This is a genomic window from Streptomyces asoensis, assembly GCF_016860545.1.
Classification (GTDB): Bacteria; Actinomycetota; Actinomycetes; order Streptomycetales; family Streptomycetaceae; genus Streptomyces; species Streptomyces asoensis.
Window position 1 is genome coordinate 1,191,728 of sequence record NZ_BNEB01000002.1, and the last position, 19,113, is coordinate 1,210,840.

General features: G+C 72.1%; 21 protein-coding genes. 12 read left to right on the forward strand and 9 right to left on the reverse strand.

From position 1 onward, the window contains the following. Positions 1–72: 72 nt before the first annotated feature. Together Saso_RS08290 and Saso_RS08295 are read left to right on the forward strand one after the other, a co-directional pair. On the forward strand, positions 73–1,833 hold the full coding sequence (locus tag Saso_RS08290; protein ID WP_229901303.1) for an FUSC family protein: 1,761 nt from the start codon (positions 73–75) through the stop codon (positions 1,831–1,833). A 269-nt stretch (positions 1,834–2,102) separates the two neighbouring features. Then, positions 2,103–2,582 carry a MarR family winged helix-turn-helix transcriptional regulator gene (locus tag Saso_RS08295; protein ID WP_189922684.1) on the forward strand — a complete coding sequence of 160 codons (480 nt, stop codon included), beginning with the start codon at positions 2,103–2,105 and terminating at the stop codon, positions 2,580–2,582. Between the two features lie 51 nt (positions 2,583–2,633). Here the strand turns inward: Saso_RS08295 and Saso_RS08300 are convergent, their stop codons facing one another. Together Saso_RS08300 and Saso_RS08305 are read right to left on the reverse strand one after the other, a co-directional pair. Next, complete coding sequence (locus tag Saso_RS08300; RefSeq protein ID WP_189922683.1) at positions 2,634–3,398, reverse strand: VOC family protein; 765 nt, start codon at positions 3,396–3,398, stop codon at positions 2,634–2,636. Between the two features lie 124 nt (positions 3,399–3,522). Then, on the reverse strand, positions 3,523–3,915 hold the full coding sequence (locus Saso_RS08305; RefSeq protein ID WP_189922682.1) for a VOC family protein: 393 nt from the start codon (positions 3,913–3,915) through the stop codon (positions 3,523–3,525). Positions 3,916–3,988: 73 nt separating this feature from the next. On the opposite strand from Saso_RS08305, the gene Saso_RS08310 reads away from it, so the two are divergent. Then, positions 3,989–4,525, forward strand: coding sequence for a GNAT family N-acetyltransferase (locus tag Saso_RS08310; protein WP_189922681.1), 537 nt, complete (start codon positions 3,989–3,991; stop codon positions 4,523–4,525). Between the two features lie 34 nt (positions 4,526–4,559). On the opposite strand, the gene Saso_RS08315 is transcribed toward Saso_RS08310, so the two are convergent. Further along, positions 4,560–5,243 carry a glycerophosphodiester phosphodiesterase gene (locus Saso_RS08315; RefSeq protein ID WP_189922680.1) on the reverse strand — a complete coding sequence of 228 codons (684 nt, stop codon included), beginning with the start codon at positions 5,241–5,243 and terminating at the stop codon, positions 4,560–4,562. A 287-nt stretch (positions 5,244–5,530) separates the two neighbouring features. On the opposite strand from Saso_RS08315, the gene Saso_RS08320 reads away from it, so the two are divergent. From Saso_RS08320 to Saso_RS08335, 4 genes are all read left to right on the forward strand, one after another. Then, the gene (locus tag Saso_RS08320) at positions 5,531–6,928 is read left to right on the forward strand and encodes a DUF6421 family protein (protein WP_189922679.1); all 1,398 of its coding nucleotides are present in this window, start codon (positions 5,531–5,533) and stop codon (positions 6,926–6,928) included. A gap of 41 nt (positions 6,929–6,969) precedes the next feature. Continuing rightward, positions 6,970–7,716, forward strand: a complete 747-nt coding sequence (locus tag Saso_RS08325; protein WP_189922859.1) for an SDR family oxidoreductase — start codon at positions 6,970–6,972, stop codon at positions 7,714–7,716. Beyond that, complete coding sequence (locus Saso_RS08330; protein WP_189922678.1) at positions 7,713–8,783, forward strand: threonine aldolase family protein; 1,071 nt, start codon at positions 7,713–7,715, stop codon at positions 8,781–8,783. Before Saso_RS08325 ends, Saso_RS08330 begins: the two co-directional genes overlap by 4 nt. Positions 8,784–8,893: 110 nt before the next feature. Next, on the forward strand, positions 8,894–9,487 hold the full coding sequence (locus Saso_RS08335; RefSeq protein ID WP_189922676.1) for a transglutaminase domain-containing protein: 594 nt from the start codon (positions 8,894–8,896) through the stop codon (positions 9,485–9,487). Between the two features lie 19 nt (positions 9,488–9,506). Here the strand turns inward: Saso_RS08335 and Saso_RS08340 are convergent, their stop codons facing one another. Both Saso_RS08340 and Saso_RS08345 read right to left on the reverse strand, forming a co-directional pair. Then, positions 9,507–10,235 (reverse strand): lysophospholipid acyltransferase family protein, encoded by a 729-nt coding sequence (locus Saso_RS08340; RefSeq protein ID WP_189922674.1) that lies wholly within the window; start codon positions 10,233–10,235, stop codon positions 9,507–9,509. Between the two features lie 181 nt (positions 10,236–10,416). Next, positions 10,417–10,833, reverse strand: coding sequence for a DUF4395 domain-containing protein (locus Saso_RS08345; protein ID WP_189922672.1), 417 nt, complete (start codon positions 10,831–10,833; stop codon positions 10,417–10,419). A gap of 75 nt (positions 10,834–10,908) precedes the next feature. Here Saso_RS08345 and Saso_RS08350 point away from each other — a divergent pair, with 75 nt between their 5' ends. From Saso_RS08350 to Saso_RS08365, 4 genes are all read left to right on the forward strand, one after another. Next, on the forward strand, positions 10,909–11,322 hold the full coding sequence (locus Saso_RS08350; protein ID WP_189922670.1) for a TlpA family protein disulfide reductase: 414 nt from the start codon (positions 10,909–10,911) through the stop codon (positions 11,320–11,322). Between the two features lie 208 nt (positions 11,323–11,530). After that, positions 11,531–12,040: a flavin reductase family protein gene (locus Saso_RS08355; RefSeq protein WP_189922669.1), complete on the forward strand. Its 510-nt coding sequence runs from the start codon at positions 11,531–11,533 to the stop codon at positions 12,038–12,040. Between the two features lie 218 nt (positions 12,041–12,258). Next, on the forward strand, positions 12,259–13,047 hold the full coding sequence (locus Saso_RS08360) for an electron transfer flavoprotein subunit beta/FixA family protein (protein WP_189922667.1): 789 nt from the start codon (positions 12,259–12,261) through the stop codon (positions 13,045–13,047). Positions 13,048–13,095: 48 nt separating this feature from the next. Beyond that, entirely contained in the window at positions 13,096–14,070 is a 975-nt protein-coding gene (locus tag Saso_RS08365) for an electron transfer flavoprotein subunit alpha/FixB family protein (protein ID WP_189922665.1), read from the forward strand. A 68-nt stretch (positions 14,071–14,138) separates the two neighbouring features. Here the strand turns inward: Saso_RS08365 and Saso_RS08370 are convergent, their stop codons facing one another. Beyond that, positions 14,139–15,059, reverse strand: coding sequence for an endonuclease/exonuclease/phosphatase family protein (locus tag Saso_RS08370; protein WP_189922663.1), 921 nt, complete (start codon positions 15,057–15,059; stop codon positions 14,139–14,141). A gap of 178 nt (positions 15,060–15,237) precedes the next feature. On the opposite strand from Saso_RS08370, the gene Saso_RS08375 reads away from it, so the two are divergent. Continuing rightward, entirely contained in the window at positions 15,238–16,542 is a 1,305-nt protein-coding gene (locus Saso_RS08375; protein ID WP_189922661.1) for a DUF6986 family protein, read from the forward strand. A 136-nt stretch (positions 16,543–16,678) separates the two neighbouring features. On the opposite strand, the gene Saso_RS08380 is transcribed toward Saso_RS08375, so the two are convergent. From Saso_RS08380 to Saso_RS08390, 3 genes are all read right to left on the reverse strand, one after another. Beyond that, positions 16,679–17,068, reverse strand: coding sequence for a VOC family protein (locus Saso_RS08380; RefSeq protein ID WP_189922659.1), 390 nt, complete (start codon positions 17,066–17,068; stop codon positions 16,679–16,681). Positions 17,069–17,154: 86 nt separating this feature from the next. After that, positions 17,155–17,892, reverse strand: a complete 738-nt coding sequence (locus Saso_RS08385) for a hypothetical protein (RefSeq protein ID WP_189922657.1) — start codon at positions 17,890–17,892, stop codon at positions 17,155–17,157. Positions 17,893–17,899: 7 nt separating this feature from the next. After that, the gene (locus tag Saso_RS08390) at positions 17,900–18,937 is read right to left on the reverse strand and encodes a LacI family DNA-binding transcriptional regulator (RefSeq protein WP_189922655.1); all 1,038 of its coding nucleotides are present in this window, start codon (positions 18,935–18,937) and stop codon (positions 17,900–17,902) included. Between the last annotated feature and the right edge of the window lie 176 nt (positions 18,938–19,113).

The window sequence follows — 19,113 nt, forward strand, 5'->3', positions numbered from 1 at the left end:
GAGCGTTCGGCGGTGCACGGCCGACGGCGGTCCATATATTTCACTGGTAAAACACATGCTAAATTTATGAGTATGAGCAGTGCGACCCCCCGGCGCCCCCGTCCCTCGGGCCGTCCCGCATCCGCGCCCGGCACCCGTTCCGCGTCCGGCACCCGACCCGGACCCGGGCCCGGCCCACGACCCGCAGCCCGCCGCAGGCTGCGGCTCCCGGTCGCCGGTGTTCTGCGTCTCGGCCGGCCCTCGGACATCTGGTTCAAGCCCGCGCTGAGCGTCGTCGCCGCCGTCGCGCCGCCGAACCTGATCCTGCTGGCCCTGGGACGGCTCGACCTGGCGCTCTACACGATGGCCGGGTCCCTGTGCGCGCTCTACGCCCACAACCGTCCGTACGCGGCCCGGGCCCGGGTCCTGGCCGGGGTCGTGCTGGGCATGACCGGCGGCCTGGCCGTGGCCCTGCTCGCGGCCTCGCTCACCACCGACGCCGTCGCCCTGGTCACCGTCGGCGCCCTCCTGGCCGCCGCGCAGAAGGTCCTCTGCGACGTGACCAGACTCGGTCCGCCCGGCAATGTCGTCCTCACCTTCATCAGCTCCGCCGCGCTCTTCGTCCCGCAGACCCCCGGACAGCTCCCCGCCCATCTGGGGCTGCCGCTCGCCGCAGGGGTCTGGGCCTGGGTGATCGGCATGGCACCCGGACTCCTGCGACCGCACGGCCCCGAGCGCCGCGCCACCGCGCACGCCCTGGAGACGGCCGCCGCCCACGCCGCGACGGACGGTACCGGCGACGACCACGCCCGGACCCGCGCCGCCGCGGCCGCCGCCGTGCACGCCGCGTGGCAGACCCTCCTGTCGGCCCGCGCCACCGAGAACCGGCGTGCCCTGGAACGCCTCGTCGTACGCGCCGAGATCGCGCTGGCCGCGCCCGCCGACGCCGACCCGGCGCAACTGCGCGAGCGGGCCCGCCAACTGCGCGGCACCGGCCCGGTCCGGCACCCCGGTGACCTCGTGGACGACGACGAACTTCTCGGCGTCGACGTCGAACTCGCCGTCGGCCGGCCGTCGTTGTGGCACCGCCTCGGCCCCCTCGCCCCCATCGCCGCACGCACCGCCCTGGGGTGTGCGCTCGCGGGGTACGTCTCCCTCGCCCTCGGGGTCGGCCGCCCCTACTGGGCCCTGGTCACCGCCGCCTCCCTCTACCAGGCCAACGTCACGCTCACCTGGAAGCGCGGGGTCCAGCGCGTCGTCGGCAACCTGGTCGGCGTGCTCGCCTTCGCCGCACTCGTGCCGCTCGCCCACCTCACCCGGGCGGCACTCGTACTGGTCTGCCTGGCCCTGAACTTCGGCGCCGAGGCGCTGATCAGCCGCAACTACTGGCTGGGCAGCGTCTGCGTGACCCCGATGGCGCTGCTCATCACCGAGTTCGCGCAGGTCCAGGACTCGGGCCGACTGATCACCGAGCGGCTCGCGGACACCCTCGTGGGCGCCGTGGTCGGCTTCGTCGCCGCGGTCGCCGTCACCAACCGCCGGGCCGGCGACCGCCTCGGACACGCCCTGACCTGCGCCGAACAGGCCCGCGAACGCGCGGCCCGCCTGCTCACGGAGCCGAGTCCCGCCCCCGGCGCCCTGGAGTCCGTCCGCCGCGGCCTCGCCGCCGCGCTGGTCGACCTGCGGGCCACCGCCGACGCCGCGTCCGGCGAGTGGTGGCAGCGGGCGCTGCCCGAGGAGCGGGTCGTGTCGGCCGAACAGTCGGGACACCGTACGCTCGCGGCGACGGTACGGCGCCAGGGGCTGCTCCTGGACCGGGACGCGAGCGCGGGAGCGGAGGACGTACGGCGATGACGGCGACGCGGGGACGGATGGCGGCCGGCGAAGGGGCGGAGGGGCCGGACGGTACGGCGGCCGGGGAGCCGCCCCGAGAGCGACGTCCCGCCCCGGACAGCCCCGCGACCGGCGAAGACGGCCCGGAAGATGCCCCCGCGACCGGCGAAGACGGCCCGCAGGGTGCCCCCGGCGCGGCGGTCGGCCACGGCGGCGGGCCGAAAGGTGACGCGCGGCACGGTGACCAGGGCCCCGGTGACCCGGGCCGCGGTGACACGGTCGCCGCGGTCGTGCGGCAGTGGCAGACCGTACGGCCCGACCTCGACACCGGCCCCATGGAGATCATCGGCCGCGTCAACCGCTGCGCCGCGCTGCTCCAGCAGGCCGAGGACGCGCCGCTGCGCCGCGCCGGTCTGAGCCGCCCGGAGTTCGACCTGCTCGGCGCGCTGCGCCGCACCGGTCACGAGCTGACCCCGGGCGACCTGGCCCGCGAGACGTTCTCGTCCGGGGCGGCCGTCACCAAGCGGCTCAAGCAGCTCACCGAGCGCGGCCTGGTGGACCGTCGCGTCGACACCCGCGACCGCCGCGTGGCGCACCTGCGCCTCACCGAGAAGGGGCGTGACCTCGTCGACGGCATCCTGCCCGAGCAGCTCGCCTACGAGAGCACCGTGCTGTCCGCCCTCGACGACGGAAGCCAGGGCGAACTGGCCGACCTGCTGGGCGAGTTGCTCAGCCGACTGGAGGGGCGGTCACGGGCGCTGCGGGTCTGAGCGGCTCGCGGCGCAGGCGTGGCGGGCCGTCGGCGCGGGGACCGCGGCCGTTCACCCCTCCTCGCCCGCCCGGTACACGCCGAACACGGCGCCCTGCGGGTCGCGCAGCACGGCGATCCGGGGGCCGTCCGGCACCGAGACCGGCTCCATGAGCGCGGTGCCGCCCGCGCCCACCGCCGTCCGCGCCGATTCGTCCACGTCCGTCACGGCGAAGTACGGCAGCCAGTGCGGGGGCACCTCGGGCGGGAACTTCTCGTCCATCGCGACCATGCCGCCGAAGTCGGCGCCCCCGACGCCCCACTGAACGTAGTTCTCCGAGGAGGCGACGGTCCAGCCGAACACCGTGGTGTAGAAGGCCTCGGCCCGCACGGCCTCACGGGTCAGCAGCTCCACCCAGCCGAGGGAGCCGGGCGCGTTGAACAGTCCGGCGCCCGGGAACGTCCGCGCCTGCCACAACTGGAACACGGCCCCGCCCGGATCGAGGGCGACCGCGAAACGGCCCACGTCGAAGACGTCCGTCGGCCCGAGCAGCACCTCGCCGCCCGCCTCGGTGAGCAGGCGCGCGCTGACGTCCGCGTCCGTCACCGCGAACGACACGTTCCACGCGCACGGCTGCCCCTCCTGGTAGAGCGGGGTGAGGGCGGCGACGGCCCGGTCGCCGAGGTGCGCCACCGTGTAGCCGCCCGCCTCCGGACGCGGGTCGGTCCGCGCGCGCCAGCCGAACAGCGCCGCGTAGAACCGCTCGGCCGCCTCCAGGTCGCCGGTCCCCAGCTCGGTCCAGCAGGGCCCGCCGGGCACGGGCGCGTCGAGCTTCATGGCGTTCCTTCCGAAAGGGACCCCTTCCAGCACGCTATGCCCCGGCCCGGCCCACGGCATCCGCTGGCCGGAGGCGCCCGGCCCGCCCCCGGACGGCGTGCCGGAGCGATCCGATCGGGGCCGCTCAGATGCCCGGCCGGTACCGGATCGGATGGTCGGCGGGCACCTCGACGAGGACGATCGGCGTGCTGTCCGGGTCCTCGATCCACATCTCGATCAGCCCCCAGGGCTCCCGCACCGGCGGCCGCACGATCGGCACACCCGCGGCGCGCAGTTCGTCGTGCGCCGCCGCCACGTCCGCCACTTGCAGCCAGAGCCGCACGGCGGGGTCCGGCCGGCTCTGCGAGCGGCCCGAGACCTCCAGGAAGCCTCCGCCGAGGAAGTACACGACGCCCCGCTCGGGCCCCGTCCCGAACTCGCGGTAGACGGCCAGACCCAGCTGTTCGCCGTAGAAGGCGCGGGAGCGCTCGGGATCGGCCGGGCGGAGCAGGATCCTGCTGCCGAGTACGTGCACCATGCATCCGGAGCCTACCGGTGAAGGGTCTACGCTTCTCCTGCCCGAGCCGCGTCAGACACCGGAGACAGCCCGTATGGACACCGCCGCCGCCTTCACCTTCCGCGACGCCGCCGACACCGACGTGGACGCGCTCGTCGCCCTCATCGAGTCGGCCTACCGGGGCGACTCCAGCCGGGCCGGGTGGACCACCGAGGCGGACATCCTGCACGGGCAGCGGACCGATCCCGACGGGGTGCTCGCGGTCATCGAGGCGCCGGAGAGCCGGCTGCTGACCGTCGAGCGGGACGGGCGGATCGTGGCCTGCTGCCAGCTCGAACACCGCGGCCTGTACGCCTACTTCGGCATGTTCGCCGTCAGCCCCCTGGTGCAGGGCGAGGGCCTCGGCAAGACCGTCATGGCGGAGGCCGAGCGGCAGGCGCGCGAGACCTGGGGGGTCGTGGAGATGCACATGACCGTGATCTCCGTGCGTGAGGAGCTCATCGCCTGGTACGAGCGGCGCGGCTACCGCAGGACCGGCCGGACGACCCCCTTCCCCTACGGCGACGAGCGCTTCGGCATCCCGCAGCGCGACGACCTCGAGTTCGAGCTGCTGGTGAAGGAACTCATCTGACTCCGCCGTCCCGCCTCCGGAAGCCCGTGGCGGTCTACGCCGTGAAGCGGCCGGTGCGCCGGATCTCCGGATAGTCGGTGGTCGCGCCGTCCAGCTCCAGGGCGCGGACGAGCCGCAGCTGCTCCTGCGTGTTGACCACCCAGCCGATGATCCGCAGGTCGCGCTTGCGCGCCTCCTCGACGGTCTCCAGGGTGAGCCGGCGCAGGTTGAGGCAGACCGTCGCGGCGCCGGCCCGCACCGCGCGGTCGACGAGGTCCAGGCCGTAGCGGCTGCCGATGAGGGCGGTGCGCACGCCGGGGACCAGGCGCGCGATCTCGACGAGGGCCTCGTCGTGGAAGGAGGACACCTCCACGCGGTCCACCAGGTCGCGCTCGTGCATCACCGCGGCCAGCGCGCGTGCCGCCTGCACGTCCTTGATCTCCGCCTGGAGGGGGAGCCGCACGGCGTCCAGGACCTCCTCGAACACCGGGACCCGCTCCCCGCGTCCCGCGTCGAGCGTCCTCAGCTCCGCGAGGGTCCGGTCGGCGATGGGCCCGGTCCCGTCGGTCGTCCGGTCCACCTCCGGATCGTGCATGACCACCAGGGCGCCGTCCTTGCTCAGGTGCAGATCGAGTTCCACGACGTCCAGGCCCGCGTGTTCGGCGGCGACGAAGGAACGCAGGGTGTTCTCGGGCTCGACACCCATGACTCCGCGGTGACCGATGGTGAGGAAGTTCAAGACGCGACTCGCTTCCGTCGACGGCTGGGCCGGAGGAGCACGCAGCCTAGTGGCCCCGGGGCGACAAGGACATGAGCGTGCACCGGGGGTTCCTCTACCCGACCTGCCCGGGGACACGACCAGCCGGACGACGTGGTAGCGGAAGTCACCGCACCATCGGTGTCCGGCAGGAAAAAGTGCGGTGAAGATGCGAGGGCGCAGGATAATTTCCCGAAGGTCCACTTGCTGGAGGAATCGTCATATGCATACGGTGTCCTGACGCGAGTTTCTCCAGCGAAGGATGGGACATGACGGAAATTCTTGTGCAGGCAGCTGCGGGGGAGCAGGTTCCTCCGACGACCAGGGTGGTCGAGCACCCGGCGTGGCGCGTGCTCAAGGATGCCGTGGAGCGCATCCGGCCCTGGCAGTCGAAGGACGGCTCGATCGACTTCGCGGCCGAGGGCGCGCCCGCGCGCACGGACGCCGAGCGCGCCGTCCAGGACGTGGTCGAGGCCGTCGAGGAGCTCTCCCCGCTGCTCCCGCACGACGCCGACTACCACCGCGCGCTGGTCAAGGACCTGCGGCTGTGGGCCGACGGCGGCTTCGAGGTGCCCGACTTCCTGGACTCGCTGCTGGCCTTCCAGCCCGCCGCGAACCGTCGCGACGGTCTGACGCACCTGGTCGTCTTCGCGATGTACACGCAGAACGGCAACCCGGACCGCAACCTGGAAGCCGTCGTGCTGCGCATGGTCTGGCCCGAGTGGCTGGCCGAGCTGGAGCGCACCCGCTACGACAACCCGCTGTTCTGCGGCATCAAGTTCGACGACTTCACGTCGGGCTACGACACCAACTCCGCCGTCCTCTTCCCGGAGACCATCGCCGTCCGCGAGGCGCCGGAACGTTTCTCCTGGGGCGGCATCTTCTGTGACCGCGAGGCCGCCCGCTTCCGCCGGGTGACCGACGCCGCCGTCGACATCCTGGGCCTGGAGCTGCCCGAGGACATCGCCGCCATGGTCCACGACCAGAAGCGCTCCGAGGAGGCCTTCGTCCTGTGGGACATGGTCCACGACCGCACCCACAGCCACGGCGACCTGCCGTTCGACCCCTTCATGATCAAGCAGCGCCAGCCGTTCTGGATGTACGGGCTCGAGGAGCTGCGCTGCGACCTCACCGCTTTCAAGGAGGCCGTGAAGCTGGAGGCCGACGGCGTCCCCCAGGCCCGTGACGTGCAGTACGCCGTGCTGTTCGACCGGATGTTCCGCTTCCCGGTCACCGGCGACCGCAACCGCAACTACGACGGCCTCGGCGGCCAGCTGCTCTTCGCCTACCTGCACAAGCACGACGTCGTCCGATGGACCGACAACAAGCTGCACATCGACTGGCAGCGCGCTCCGCAGGTCACCAACGAGCTGTGCGCCGACATCGAGAAGCTGTACCGCGACGGCATCGACCGCCCGAAGCTCGTCCACTGGTTCGCCGGCTACGAGCTGGTCTCCACCTACCTCGCGCCGCACCCCGGGTCCAAGTGGGCCAAGGGTCCCGACGCCCTCGACCTGACCCAGCCGCCCCGCCGTCTCGTCGACGACGTGCTTCCGGACGAGTTTCCGCTGAGCATGTTCTATGAGGCACTGTCCAAGAAGCTGAAGAACGTGATCGCCTCCACCAAGGGCATCACGGCGGACAGCGCCGAGCGGATCGCCGCGTGAGCGACCTGCGTACCGAGAACACTGCTCAGGAGGCGAAGACCATGGGGAACGGGGCTCTCAGCGGAGCGGTGATCGCGGTCGCCGGCGCGGGCGGACCGGCCGGCCGGGCGGCACTGCTCAGGCTCGCCGAGGCGGGCGCCACCGTCGTCGGCGCGGACAACGACCCCGAGCGCCTGGCGGAGGCCGTCGACGCGGCCCGCTACGGCGCCGGAGGCGCCACCGTCACCGGCGAGCCGGTCGACCTGCTCGACCTGGACTCCACCCGGGATTGGGCGCTGCGCGTCGAGAAGGAGTTCGGCCGGATCGACGGCGTGGTCCACCTCGTCGGCGGCTGGCGCGGGAGCGAGACGTTCATCAAGACCAGCCTGGACGACTGGGACTTCCTGGAGCTGCTGCTCATCAAGACCGTCCAGCACACCTCGCTCGCCTTCTTCGAGGGCCTACAGCGCAGCGAGCGCGGCCGGTACGTCCTGATCAGCGCCTCCGGTGCCTCGAAGCCCACCGCGGGCAACGCCGCGTACGCCGCCGCCAAGGCCGCGGCCGAGGCCTGGACCCTCGCGCTCGCCGACGCCTTCCGCAAGGCCGGGGGCGCCGAGGGGCCGACCTCCGCGGCTGCCATCCTGGTGGTGAAGGCGCTGGTGCACGAGGCGATGCGCGCCGACCGCCCCAACGCGAAGTTCGCGGGTTTCACGGACGTCAAGGACCTGGCCGAGGCCATCGCCGGGGTCTGGGAGAAGCCCGCCACCGAAGTGAACGGACAGCGTCTGTGGCTCACCGAGAAGCCGTGAACCCTTCGAAGACCGACGCACGACGCCACCACGACCCGCTGACCCGCGGGTTCGCCAGCGACAACTACGCGGGCGCCCACCCGGAGGTGATGGCCGCCCTGGCCCTGGCCAACGGCGGCCATCAGGTGGCGTACGGCGAGGACGACTACACCGATCACCTCCAGACGGTCGTGCGCAGCCACTTCGGCTCCACGGCCGAGGCCTTCCCGGTCTTCAACGGCACCGGCGCCAACGTCGTCGCGCTCCAGGCGGTCACCGACCGCTGGGGCGCGGTGATCTGCGCCGAGAGCGCCCACATCAACGTCGACGAGGGCGGCGCGCCCGAGCGGATGGGCGGCCTGAAGCTGCTCACCGTGGCGACACCGGACGGCAAGCTCACCCCTGAGCTGATCGACCGGCAGGCGTGGGGCTGGGAGGACGAGCACCGCGCGATGCCGCAGGTCGTCTCGATCACCCAGAGCACCGAGCTCGGCACGCTCTACACGCCGGACGAGATCCGCGCGATCTGCGACCACGCCCACGCGCACGGCATGAAGGTGCACCTGGACGGCTCGCGGATAGCCAACGCGGCCGCCTCGCTGGACGTCCCGATGCGGACGTTCACCAACGCGGTCGGCGTCGACATCCTCTCGCTCGGCGGGACGAAGAACGGCGCGCTGTTCGGCGAGGCGGTCGTCGTCGTCAACCAGGACGCGGTGCGGCACATGAAGCATCTGCGCAAGCTGTCCATGCAGCTCGCGTCCAAGATGCGCTTCGTCTCGGTGCAGCTGGAGGCGCTGCTCGCCAAGGACCTCTGGCTGCGCAACGCCCGCCACGCCAACGAGATGGCCCAGCGGCTCGCGGAGGGCGTGCGCGCCGTGCACGGGGTGGAGATCCTCTACCCGGTGCAGGCCAACGGCGTGTTCGCGCGGCTCCCGCACGAGGTGAGCGAGCGTCTTCAGAAGAAGTTCCGGTTCTACTTCTGGGACGAGAGCGCCGGCGTCGTGCGCTGGATGTGCGCGTTCGACACGACCGAGGAGGACGTGGACACGTTCGTCGCCGCGGTCAAGGAGGAGATGGCCCGGTAACGGCCCCGGCGGCCTCGTCCGGCAGGGGGGCATCGCCGAGTGTGCATAGATATGCGGTCACCTGAAAAGTCATTGACTCTCGGGTGATCGCTTTCCTATGCTCTGCGGCCATGGAGCCGATCCAGAAGAACCCCGACCTGTCCGCGTATCTGGGCGCCGACGAGGCCGTCGACCATCACCACCCGCTGGTCCGGGAGACGGCCGCGCGGCTCGCCAGGGACGCCGAGGACTCGTATGCCTATGCGTCGCTGGCCTTCGCCTTCGTCCGGGACACCGTCTCCCATTCGCAGGACGCCGGGGACCCGCGGGTGACATGGCGCGCCTCGGACGTCCTGGCGCAGGGGACGGGTGTCTGTCACGCGAAGGCCCACGCGCTGGCGGCGCTGCTGCGGGCCGAGGACATCCCGACCGCGCTCTGCTACCAGCGTCTCGCGCACGACGACGGCGTCGGTCACGTCGTGCACGGACTCGTCGCGGTCCGCTTCGGCGGGGCCTGGCACCGCCAGGATCCGCGCGGCAACAAGCCGGGCGTGGACGCGCGGTTCTCCCTGGACGGCGAGCGGCTGGCCTTCCTCCCCGACCGCGGGGCGGGCGTGTGGGACTACCCTGACCTCCACCCGGCGCCGCACCCAGCCGTGCTCGGCGCCCTGCGGGCCGCCCCCGACCGGATGCGGCTGTGGAGGACCCTCCCCACCGCCCTGTGAGGGGCGGGGGTCGCCCGGGTCAGCGTGCCTCGGCCGCGCGGACCTGCTCCGGCGTCGGCGCCGTACCGCCCAGGTGGGCCGGCATCCACCAGGTGTCGTTCGCGTCCTTGGGACGGACGGGGTAGGCGCGCTGGGCGGCCTCCAGCAGCTCCTGGACGCGCTCGCGCAGCTGCCGGGTGATCGCCCCGGCGTACTTGTCGCGCGAGGCCTCGATCGCCTCTCCGACGCGGATGGTGATCGGGGTGTGGCTGCGCTTGAAGTTGCGCGGGTGGCCCTTGGTCCACAGGCGCTGGGTGCCCCACAGGGCCACCGGGATCAGCGGGACGCCCGCCTCCTGGGCCATGCGCGCCGCACCCGACTTGAAGCTCTTGAGCGTGAACGACTGGGAGATGGTGGCCTCGGGGAAGACGCCGACGATCTCGCCCGCCCGCAGGGACTCCAGGGCGTGCGCGTAGGCCGTCTCGCCCTGGTTGCGGTCGACCGGGATGTGCTTCATGCCGCGCATCAGCGGACCGGAGATCCGGTGGCGGAAGACGGACTCCTTCGCCATGAACCGCACGAGGCGCTTCTGCGGGAGCGCGGCCAGGCCGTCGAAGATGAAGTCCAGGTAGCTGATGTGATTGCTCACCAGCACGGCACCGCCCGAGCGCGGGATGTTCTCCGATCCCTTGCAGTCGATCTTGAGGTCCCAGGCCTTGAACAAGGTCTGGGCGAGGCCGACGACGGGACGGTAGACAAGCTCTGCCATGGGTTGGGCGAACCCTTCCTTCTCTTCGCCGGGATGCCCGGCGAAGTTACGCAGCCGTAGGTTTACGGCATCTCGCAGATCGTGCCCGAAGAACGGCCGGGGAGCCAGCCCTGGTGCCCGGGAACGGCGAGATCCTCGTCACGTCAACCCCCTTGATCCACCTCGGGCTTTTAATTCTTCTTTACTCCGTGCGCACCGCCACCCGCCGCACCAGCAGGTACATCTCGCATCCGAGGCAGTACCCGAAAGCGGCATTGAGGAAGGCGGCCGCCAGCGCCGCGCCGGTCGCCGCGAGGCCGAGCCAGCTCGGACCCAGCGTCAGACCGACCAGACCCACGCCCGCGAACAGCAGGCCGACCGCCTGCGCGAACCGCGGCGGCTCCGGCGCCTCGAACTCCGTCGGCGGCCCGATCCTCGGCCGTACGGCCCGGCGGAACACCCAGCCGTACGGCGACCGTCCCACCCCGCCCGCCGCGCCGAGGGCGAACGCCAGCGTCTGCCACGCCAGCAGCCAGGCGCTGCCGGTGACCAGGACGGCCGCGAGCACCACGGTCGTCACGGCGGCCCCGAAGCGCGGGCCCCTCGCATCAATGTCCATGAATCAAGCATTCCGCAACGGAAACGATTCCCGGCGGCGGGAATCTTTGCAGTCTCGTGAACGCTGGAGGCACCGATGACCGGACTGGTGGTGTGCGTGGCGGTGCTCGCGGCGGCGAGCGCCTACGGAGTGCTGCAACGGCGGCGGAGCGGGAGGGTGCGGGTGCGCGGGCGCGACGACGGCAAACGGCTCGGAGCGGACCGGCTCGGCGGTGAACTCGGCGAGCGGGCCACGCTCGTGCAGTTCTCCAGCGCGTTCTGCGCGCCCTGCCGGGCGACCCGCCGGATCCTCGGCGAGGTGGCCGGCGTGGTCCCCGGCGTCGCCCACATCGAGATCGACGCCGAGGCACACCTCGACCTCGTCCGCGATCTCGACATCCTCAAGACCCCCACCGTCCTGGTGCTCGACGCCGACGGCCGCGTCGTGCGGCGCGCCACCGGCCAGCCCCGCAAGGCGGACGTCATCGCCGCCCTGGGGGAGGCCGTGTGACCGGCCGTCGGGGGACGGTGAGGCATCTCCCAGATGCCGGGACGCACTTGACTGTGCGCGCCACCTATCGTCAGCCTGACCGTATGCCTGAGGAACTCCTTCTCCACGGACGGGTCCACGTCGACCTGGTCCGTACCGCGAGCGCGCGCTGTCCGGTCCGTTGAGCACCCACGGCCCAGCCCGCCCTCTTCCGCAGAAGGAAAAGCCCATGACGGCCACGCCCGGCCTCGGCTCCCCGCACGTCGCCTCTCCCGATCTGCTGCGCTCCGTCTTCCGCCGGCACGCCGCGGGGGTGGCCGTGATCACCGCCGCCGGCGAGGGCGGTCCGGTCGGCTTCACCGCCACCTCGCTCAGCTCCGTCTCCGCGCAGCCCCCGATGCTCTCGTTCGGCGTCGGCACCGGCGCGTCCAGCTGGCCGGCGCTGTCCCGGGCCACGCACGTGGGTGTGCACATACTCGGCGAGCACCAGCAGGCCCTGGCCGCCACCTTCGCCAGGAGCGGGGCCGACCGCTTCGGCGCGCCGACCGCCTGGCGCGAGGGCCCCGAGGGCGTGCCCGTCCTCGACGACGTGCTCGCGTGGCTGGTGTGCCGGGTCGTCACCCGGGTGCCGGCGGGGGACCACCGCATCGTGCTGGCCGAGGTGGTCGTGGGCGACCCCGAGGGCGCGGGCCGCCCCCTGCTGTACCACCAGGGGCGCTTCACCGCCCTGCGGGATTGATCACCCCCCGCTCTCCTGCGAAGTCGTCGGATTCCGATTACGCTGCGTTGCGAAGGTCACAGTTCAAAGCGCTTGCTTAGTGGGAACGAACTGGGTGTACTGACGAGTAATATTTCGGTCGGAGCGCGGGTCGCCCCGTACCGGGATCGGCCGCTTGTGGCGCCTATGCTGCCTGGAAGAAGGCAGCCGAGAACTGACGATGCAGTAGGAGAGCCGGCGTGAGCTTGAGGATCGTTGTCACTGTGAAGTACGTGCCCGACGCCACTGGCGACCGGCACTTCGCCGATGACCTGACCGTCGACCGGGACGACGTGGACGGTCTGCTCTCCGAGCTCGACGAGTACGCGGTCGAGCAGGCGCTGCAGATCTCCGAGAACTCCGACGACGACGTCGAGGTCACCGTCCTGACGGTGGGCCCCGAGGACGCCAAGGACGCGCTCCGCAAGGCCCTTTCCATGGGTGCCGACAAGGCGATCCACGTCGAGGACGACGACCTGCACGGCACCGATGTCATCGGCACCTCTCTGGTGCTGGCCAAGGCGATCGAGAAGGCCGGCTACGACCTGGTCATCTCCGGCCTGGCCTCCACCGACGGCACCATGGGCGTCGTCCCGGCCCTGCTGGCCGAGCGCCTGGGCGTCCCGCAGGTCACGCTGCTCTCCGAGGTCTCCGTCGAGGACGGCACCGTCAAGGGCCGCCGGGACGGCGACGCCGCCTCCGAGCAGCTCGAGGCCTCCCTGCCGGCCGTCGTGTCGGTCACCGACCAGTCGGGCGAGGCGCGTTACCCCTCGTTCAAGGGCATCATGGCGGCCAAGAAGAAGCCGGTCGAGTCCTGGGACCTGTCCGACCTGGAGCTGGAGGCCGAGGAGGTCGGCCTCGAGGGCGCGTGGACCGCGGTCGACAGCGCCTCCGCGCGTCCCGCCCGCACCGCGGGCACGATCGTCAAGGACGAGGGCGAGGGCGGCAAGCAGCTCGCCGAGTTCCTCGCGGGCCAGAAGTTCATCTAGGCCCTTCGCCGACCGCCCCTCAACTTCGTTTCGCAGGAGAGCAATCCCATGGCTGAAGTCCTCGTCTACGTCGACCACGTGGACGGTGCCGTCCGCAAGCCCACCCTGGAGCTGCTGACGCTGGCCCGCCGCATCGGCGAGCCCGTCGCCGTCGCGCTGGGCGCCGGTGCCGGCGACACCGCCGCCGCGCTGGCCGAGCACGGCGCCGTGAAGGTGCTGACCCACGACGCGTCCGAGTACGCCGACTACCTGGTCGTCCCCAAGGTCGACGCGCTCCAGGCCGCCGTCGAGTCAGTGTCCGCCGCGGGCTCCCTGGCCGCCGTGCTGGTCCCCTCCTCCGCCGAGGGCAAGGAGATCGCCGCCCGCCTGGCGCTGCGCATCGGCTCCGGCATCATCACCGACGCCGTCGACCTCGAGGCCGGCGACGAGGGCCCGGTGGCCACCCAGTCGGTGTTCGCCGCGTCCTTCACCACCAAGTCCCGCGTCTCCAAGGGCGTCCCGGTCGTCACTGTGAAGCCGAACTCGACCGCCGTGGAGGCCGCCCCGGCCGCCGGCGCCGTCGAGTCCCTCGCGGTGACCTTCTCGGCGCAGGCCACCGGCACCAAGGTGACCGGCCGCACCCCGCGCGAGTCGACCGGGCGCCCGGAGCTGACCGAGGCCGCGATCGTCGTCTCCGGCGGGCGTGGCGTCAACGGCGCGGAGAACTTCGCGCTCATCGAGTCCCTCGCCGACTCCCTCGGCGCGGCCGTGGGCGCCTCCCGCGCCGCCGTCGACGCCGGCTGGTACCCGCACACCAACCAGGTGGGCCAGACCGGCAAGTCCGTCTCGCCGCAGCTCTACATCGCCAACGGCATCTCCGGCGCCATCCAGCACCGCGCCGGTATGCAGACCTCGAAGACCATCGTGGCCGTCAACAAGGACGCCGAGGCCCCGATCTTCGACCTGGTCGACTACGGCGTCGTCGGCGACCTGTTCGACGTCGTCCCGCAGCTCACCGAGGAGATCAACACCCGCAAGGGCTGATCACCCGGCAGTCGCAGCACTGTCCGAGGCCCCCGCGACCGCACCGGTCGCGGGGGCCTCGGCGCGTCTCATCCCAGGGTCACCGAGGCCAGCACCGGCAGATGGTCGCTCGGGTACCGGCCGTCCACGTGGAAGGTGTCGGTCCACTCGCGGTCCACGGTGACGCCCGGCGTCGCCAGGATCCAGTCGATGCGGTCCCCGTTGGGCGTGAGCGGCCGGTACCCGTGGTACGTCGCGTAGGCGCCGCCCCGTGCGCGTGCCGTGTCCCACGTGTCGACCAGCCCGGCGGCCAGCAGCCGGTCGTAGACCGGATTGCGGTGGGCGACGGCGTTGAAGTCGCCGGTCAGCAGCAGCGGCAGGGAGCGGTCCGTGCGGGCGATCCGCGCGGCGATCAGGTCGGCGGAGCGCACGCGCGCGTACTGGCTGCCGTTGTCGAGGTGGGTGTTGAACACATAGAACTCCCGCCGCGACCGCAGATCACGGAAGCGCACCCAGGTGACCATGCGGGGGTAATCCGCCCCCCAGGTGTCGGAACCCTGCACCTCGGGTGTGTCGGACAGCCAGAAGTGCGCGTGCTCCACCGGTGTGAGCCGGCGCATGTCGTAGAACACCGCCACCGCCTCCGGGTCCTCCACGCTGCGGCCCTTGCCGATCCAGGCGTAGTGCGGGGCGAGGTCGGCCTCGATGTTGTGCAACTGGGACGGCAGACCCTCCTGGGTGCCGATGACGTGCGGAGCCGCCCGGCGCAGCAGGGCACGCATCACCGGACGGCGCAGCGGCCACGTGTGGGCGTCCCTGGCGCCCGGGTAGCGCAGATTGAAGGTCATGACCTTCAACGGCGTCACGGGCGCGGGCTGGAGCGCCCCGCGCTCCGGACCCTCCCGGCGCGTGGCGGCGGATCCTGCCGTACCCAGCAGGGGCAGCGTCGCCAGGGCGGTCAGCGCCGTGCGCAGTCCCGCCCGTCGGGTGGGCCCCGTGATGCCGGTCATGTATCCCCTTCCCCTTGTGAGACAGGATGCTGGTCGGGAACGGGTGTGCGGAAGGGGGTCAGGGGACGAGGAGTGGGACGGCCACGCCGTGGACAGGGTGTTGACCGGCCGAACCTGCACGGATAACTTCGCTCTACGGATTGTTGATTCCGTACAGCGGAAAACAGGAGGGTGCGGAATGGGTCAGGGCCAGCAGGAGACCGTCGCCACGAGCCTCGCGGACGCCGTGAGCGGGCGGATCAGCGCCTCCCTCGCCCCCGTCGACGCCGAACTGGAGCGCCGCTACCCGGGCGACCCCGGCACCCGCCAGCCCGTCCACACCGTCTACGTCCCCGGCGACGCCTTCGACGCCGACACCGTCCGCTCCTGGGGCGACAGGGCCCTCGCCGCCCTCGACGAGCACGCCCCCGACGCGGCCTCCCTGGCTGCCTGCCTCGGTCTGTCCGACGACCTCGCCGAGCCCGTCCACGCGCGCGTACGGGCCAAACTGGAGCGCGAGCCCGTCGAGGACCTCCGCGTCGACTTCGAGGACGGCTACGGCCCCCGCCCGGACGCCGAGGAGGACGAGACGGCCGCCCGCGCGGCCCGGCTGATCGCCGAAGCCTGCGCGAAGGGGACCGCGGCGCCGTACGTGGGCATCCGCATGAAGTGCATGGAGGCGGCCGTACGCGACCGCGGCATCCGCACGCTCGACATCTTCCTCACCGGCCTCATGGACCACGGCGGCCTGCCCGACGGCCTGGTCCTGACCCTCCCGAAGGTGACCTACCCGGAGCAGGTCACCGCGATGGTCCGGCTGCTGGAGGCCTTCGAGCGGACGCGCGGGCTCGACGCGGGGCGGCTCGGCTTCGAGATCCAGATCGAGACCAGCCAGGCCATCCTCGCCACCGACGGCACCGCGACGGTCGCCCGCATGATCCAGGCGGCCGAGGGCCGTGCCACCGGCCTGCACTACGGCACCTTCGACTACAGCGCCTGCCTCGGCGTCTCCGCCGCCCACCAGGCGAGCGACCACCCCGCCGCCGACCACGCCAAGGCGGTCATGCAGGTCGCGGCGGCCGGCACCGGGGTACGGGTCTCGGACGGCTCCACCAACATCCTGCCGGTCGGTCCGACCGCACAGGTCCACGACGCCTGGCGCCTGCACTACGGCCTGACCCGGCGCGCCCTGGCACGCGCCTACTACCAGGGCTGGGACATGCACCCCGGCCACCTCCCCACCCGCTACGCGGCCGTCTTCGCCTTCTACCGGGAGGGCTTCGCGCAGGCCGCCGAACGCCTCGCGCGCTACGCGCAGCGGACGGGCGGCGACGTGATGGACGAACCGGCCACCGCCAAGGCCCTCAGCGGCTACCTGCTGCGTGGTCTGGACTGCGGCGCCCTCGACCCGGCCGAGGTGACCGGTGCGACCGGGCTCGACCGGGCGGCCCTGGAGGGGTTCGCGGCACCGCGCCGAGGCGATCTGACGGCCTTCGCGCCGTAGCGCCCGCGCGGACGGCCGCCGGGAGGTCTTCGACGTAAGGACCTCCCGGCGGCCGCCCTGCGCCCGAGCTTTCATGGCACCCGGTGACAGCCGCACCCGGTGACAGGCGCGCCCGGCGGTCACCGGCGCCCGGGGCCTACGGCTGCGGGATCGCGTACGGGCGCGTGATGATCTCCATGCCGTGCCCGGCGGGATCCAGGAAGTACACGCCCCGGCCGCCGTGGTGATGATTGATCTCACCCGGCTGCCTGCCGTGGGGGTCGGCGAAGTAGGTGATCCCCGCCCGCTCGATGCGCTCGAAGGCCGCGTCGAACTCCTCGTCCGAGACGAGGAACGCGTAGTGCTGCGTGACGATCGACTCCGCGGGGACGGCCGCGAAGTCCAGGGTGACCCCGTTGCCCGTGGCGACGGGGACGAACGGGCCCCACTCGGACCCGACTTCGAGTCCCAGGATGTGGGCGAGGAATGTGGCGGACTCCCGGTTGTCGCGGGAGTGGACGATGGTGTGGTTCAGCTCGACTGACATGTGTGGAATGCCTCCGTAAGGCAAACTCACGGGCACCTCCATGCCTCACCCGGACGGTGACCGACACGCGATGCCGTGCGGTCACCCTACGGGACGTGCAGGTGTTCCAAGCCGGACGAGGTCACCATCTTCTCCTCTGCGAACAGCCGGGTGCCCTCCTCGCAGAGGGCCGCGTCGGCCCGGGCGCGGGCACAGAACTCCTCCGGGGTCCCTCCGAACATATTCCGCAACGCCGCCGAGGCCAGCAGGAGTTCGGTGATCAGGGCGCGCTGCCCGGGATGCCTGCGCGGGATGCCGTCACCGCGGTGCAGCACGCCATGGTGGTTCACGTACGCGAACGTGTCCGGGAGGGGTTCGCCGTTCTCGAGCTCGACCCGGAACTCGGGCGCGGGCAGCAGGACCCGGTCGTAGTTCGGCTCCGTCGCGTCCACCAGCGCCAGTTGCTCCGGGTCCAGCCAGATCACGAACAGCTCCCGCGTGACGGCGGGGGCCCGGACGGGGGACGCGGACACATAGCCGAAGCGGCTGACGTGCGCCGAGGCGCCGACGTCGATCCCGGTCACCCGGGCCTTCACCATCGGCACGGCCGAGGCGACCGCGGCCGCCGCCATCTTGTGCCGCAGCTGGGCCGGGCTGGCGTTGGAGCCCACCGCCACCACCGGAGTGCGGCCCGGATGCGTCAGCCGGTCCAGCGGCAGCAGCTCGTCCCCGCTGAGCAGCCCGGACCGGGCGGGCCAGGCGCCGGGATAGCTCAGCGGACGGTCGCGCGGCGCGTCGGCCAGGCCCAGGGCCCGCAGCGTGTGGCGATCGTGACGGGAGGTCATGGGCGCCTCAGTCGGCCGGCGGCAGCTCGCCCGAGCCGCGCCTGACGAGCCGGGTCGGCAGCTCGATGCGCTCCGGTGTGATCAACGTGCCGTCCAACTGCCCGAAGAGGCGTTCGGCCGCGGTGCGGCCGAGCAGGGCCGCGTCCTGGGCGATCACCGTGACACCCGGCTGGAGCAGGTCGGCGAGCTCCAGGTCGTCGAAGGCCACCAGAGCGACCCGCCGGGTCCGTTCGGCGAGCACCCGGATCACGGTGACGGTGACCCGGTTGTTGCCCGAGAAGATCGCCGTGACCGGTGTCGGACCGGACAGCATCTCCTCGGCCGCGCGGCGCACCCGCAGGGGGTCGGTGGCGCCCAGCGACATCCAGGCGTCCTCGACCGCTATGCCCGCGTCCTCCATCGCCGTGCGGTAACCGCGCAGGCGCTCGGCGGCGGTGTGGATGCGGGGCATGTCGCCGATGAACCCGATCCTGCGGTGCCCGTGCGCCACCAGATGGCTCACGCCCTCGTGGGCGCCGCCGAAGTTGTCCGACAGGACGCAGTCGGCGTCGATGTGCCCGGCCGGCCGGTCCACGAAGACGGTGGCGACACCCGCCTTGATCTCGGGCTCCAGATACCGGTGGTCGTCACCGGCCGGGATCACCACCAATCCGTCCACCCGCCGCGCGCACAGCGCCAGCGCCAGCTCCTGCTCCCGGTCGGGGTCCTCGGCGCTGGAGCCGTTGATGAGCAGCGCCCCGTGCGCCCGCGCGACCTCCTCCACCGCGCGGCTGAGCGGACCGTAGAACGGGTCCGCGAGGTCCTCCAGGACCAGACCTATGCTCGCCGTGCGCCCCTTGCGCAGCACGCGCGCGCTGTCGTTGCGGCGGAAGCCGAGTGCGTCGATGGCCTCCTGGACCCGGCGCTCCGTCTCGGGCGTGACCCCCGGCTCGCCGTTCACCACGCGCGAGACCGTCTTGAGGCCGACTCCGGCGCGCGCCGCGACGTCCTTCATGGTGGGACGGTTGCCGTAGCGGCTCTCGGGCCGGCGCTGCGTCTCGGGCACGATGCGGTGTCCTGTCCTGTCGTCCACGGAGGCCGGCCGGGCGCCCCGTCCGCGGATGTTGCGCACGGGGGTGCGTGGGCCCCAGGGTTGTATGAGGATGTGGCGTCGAGCATAGAGCCTGGACAACGTTGTCAGTCGCGGGGGACACTGTCCGTCGCAATCTCCGGCCCGCGTCC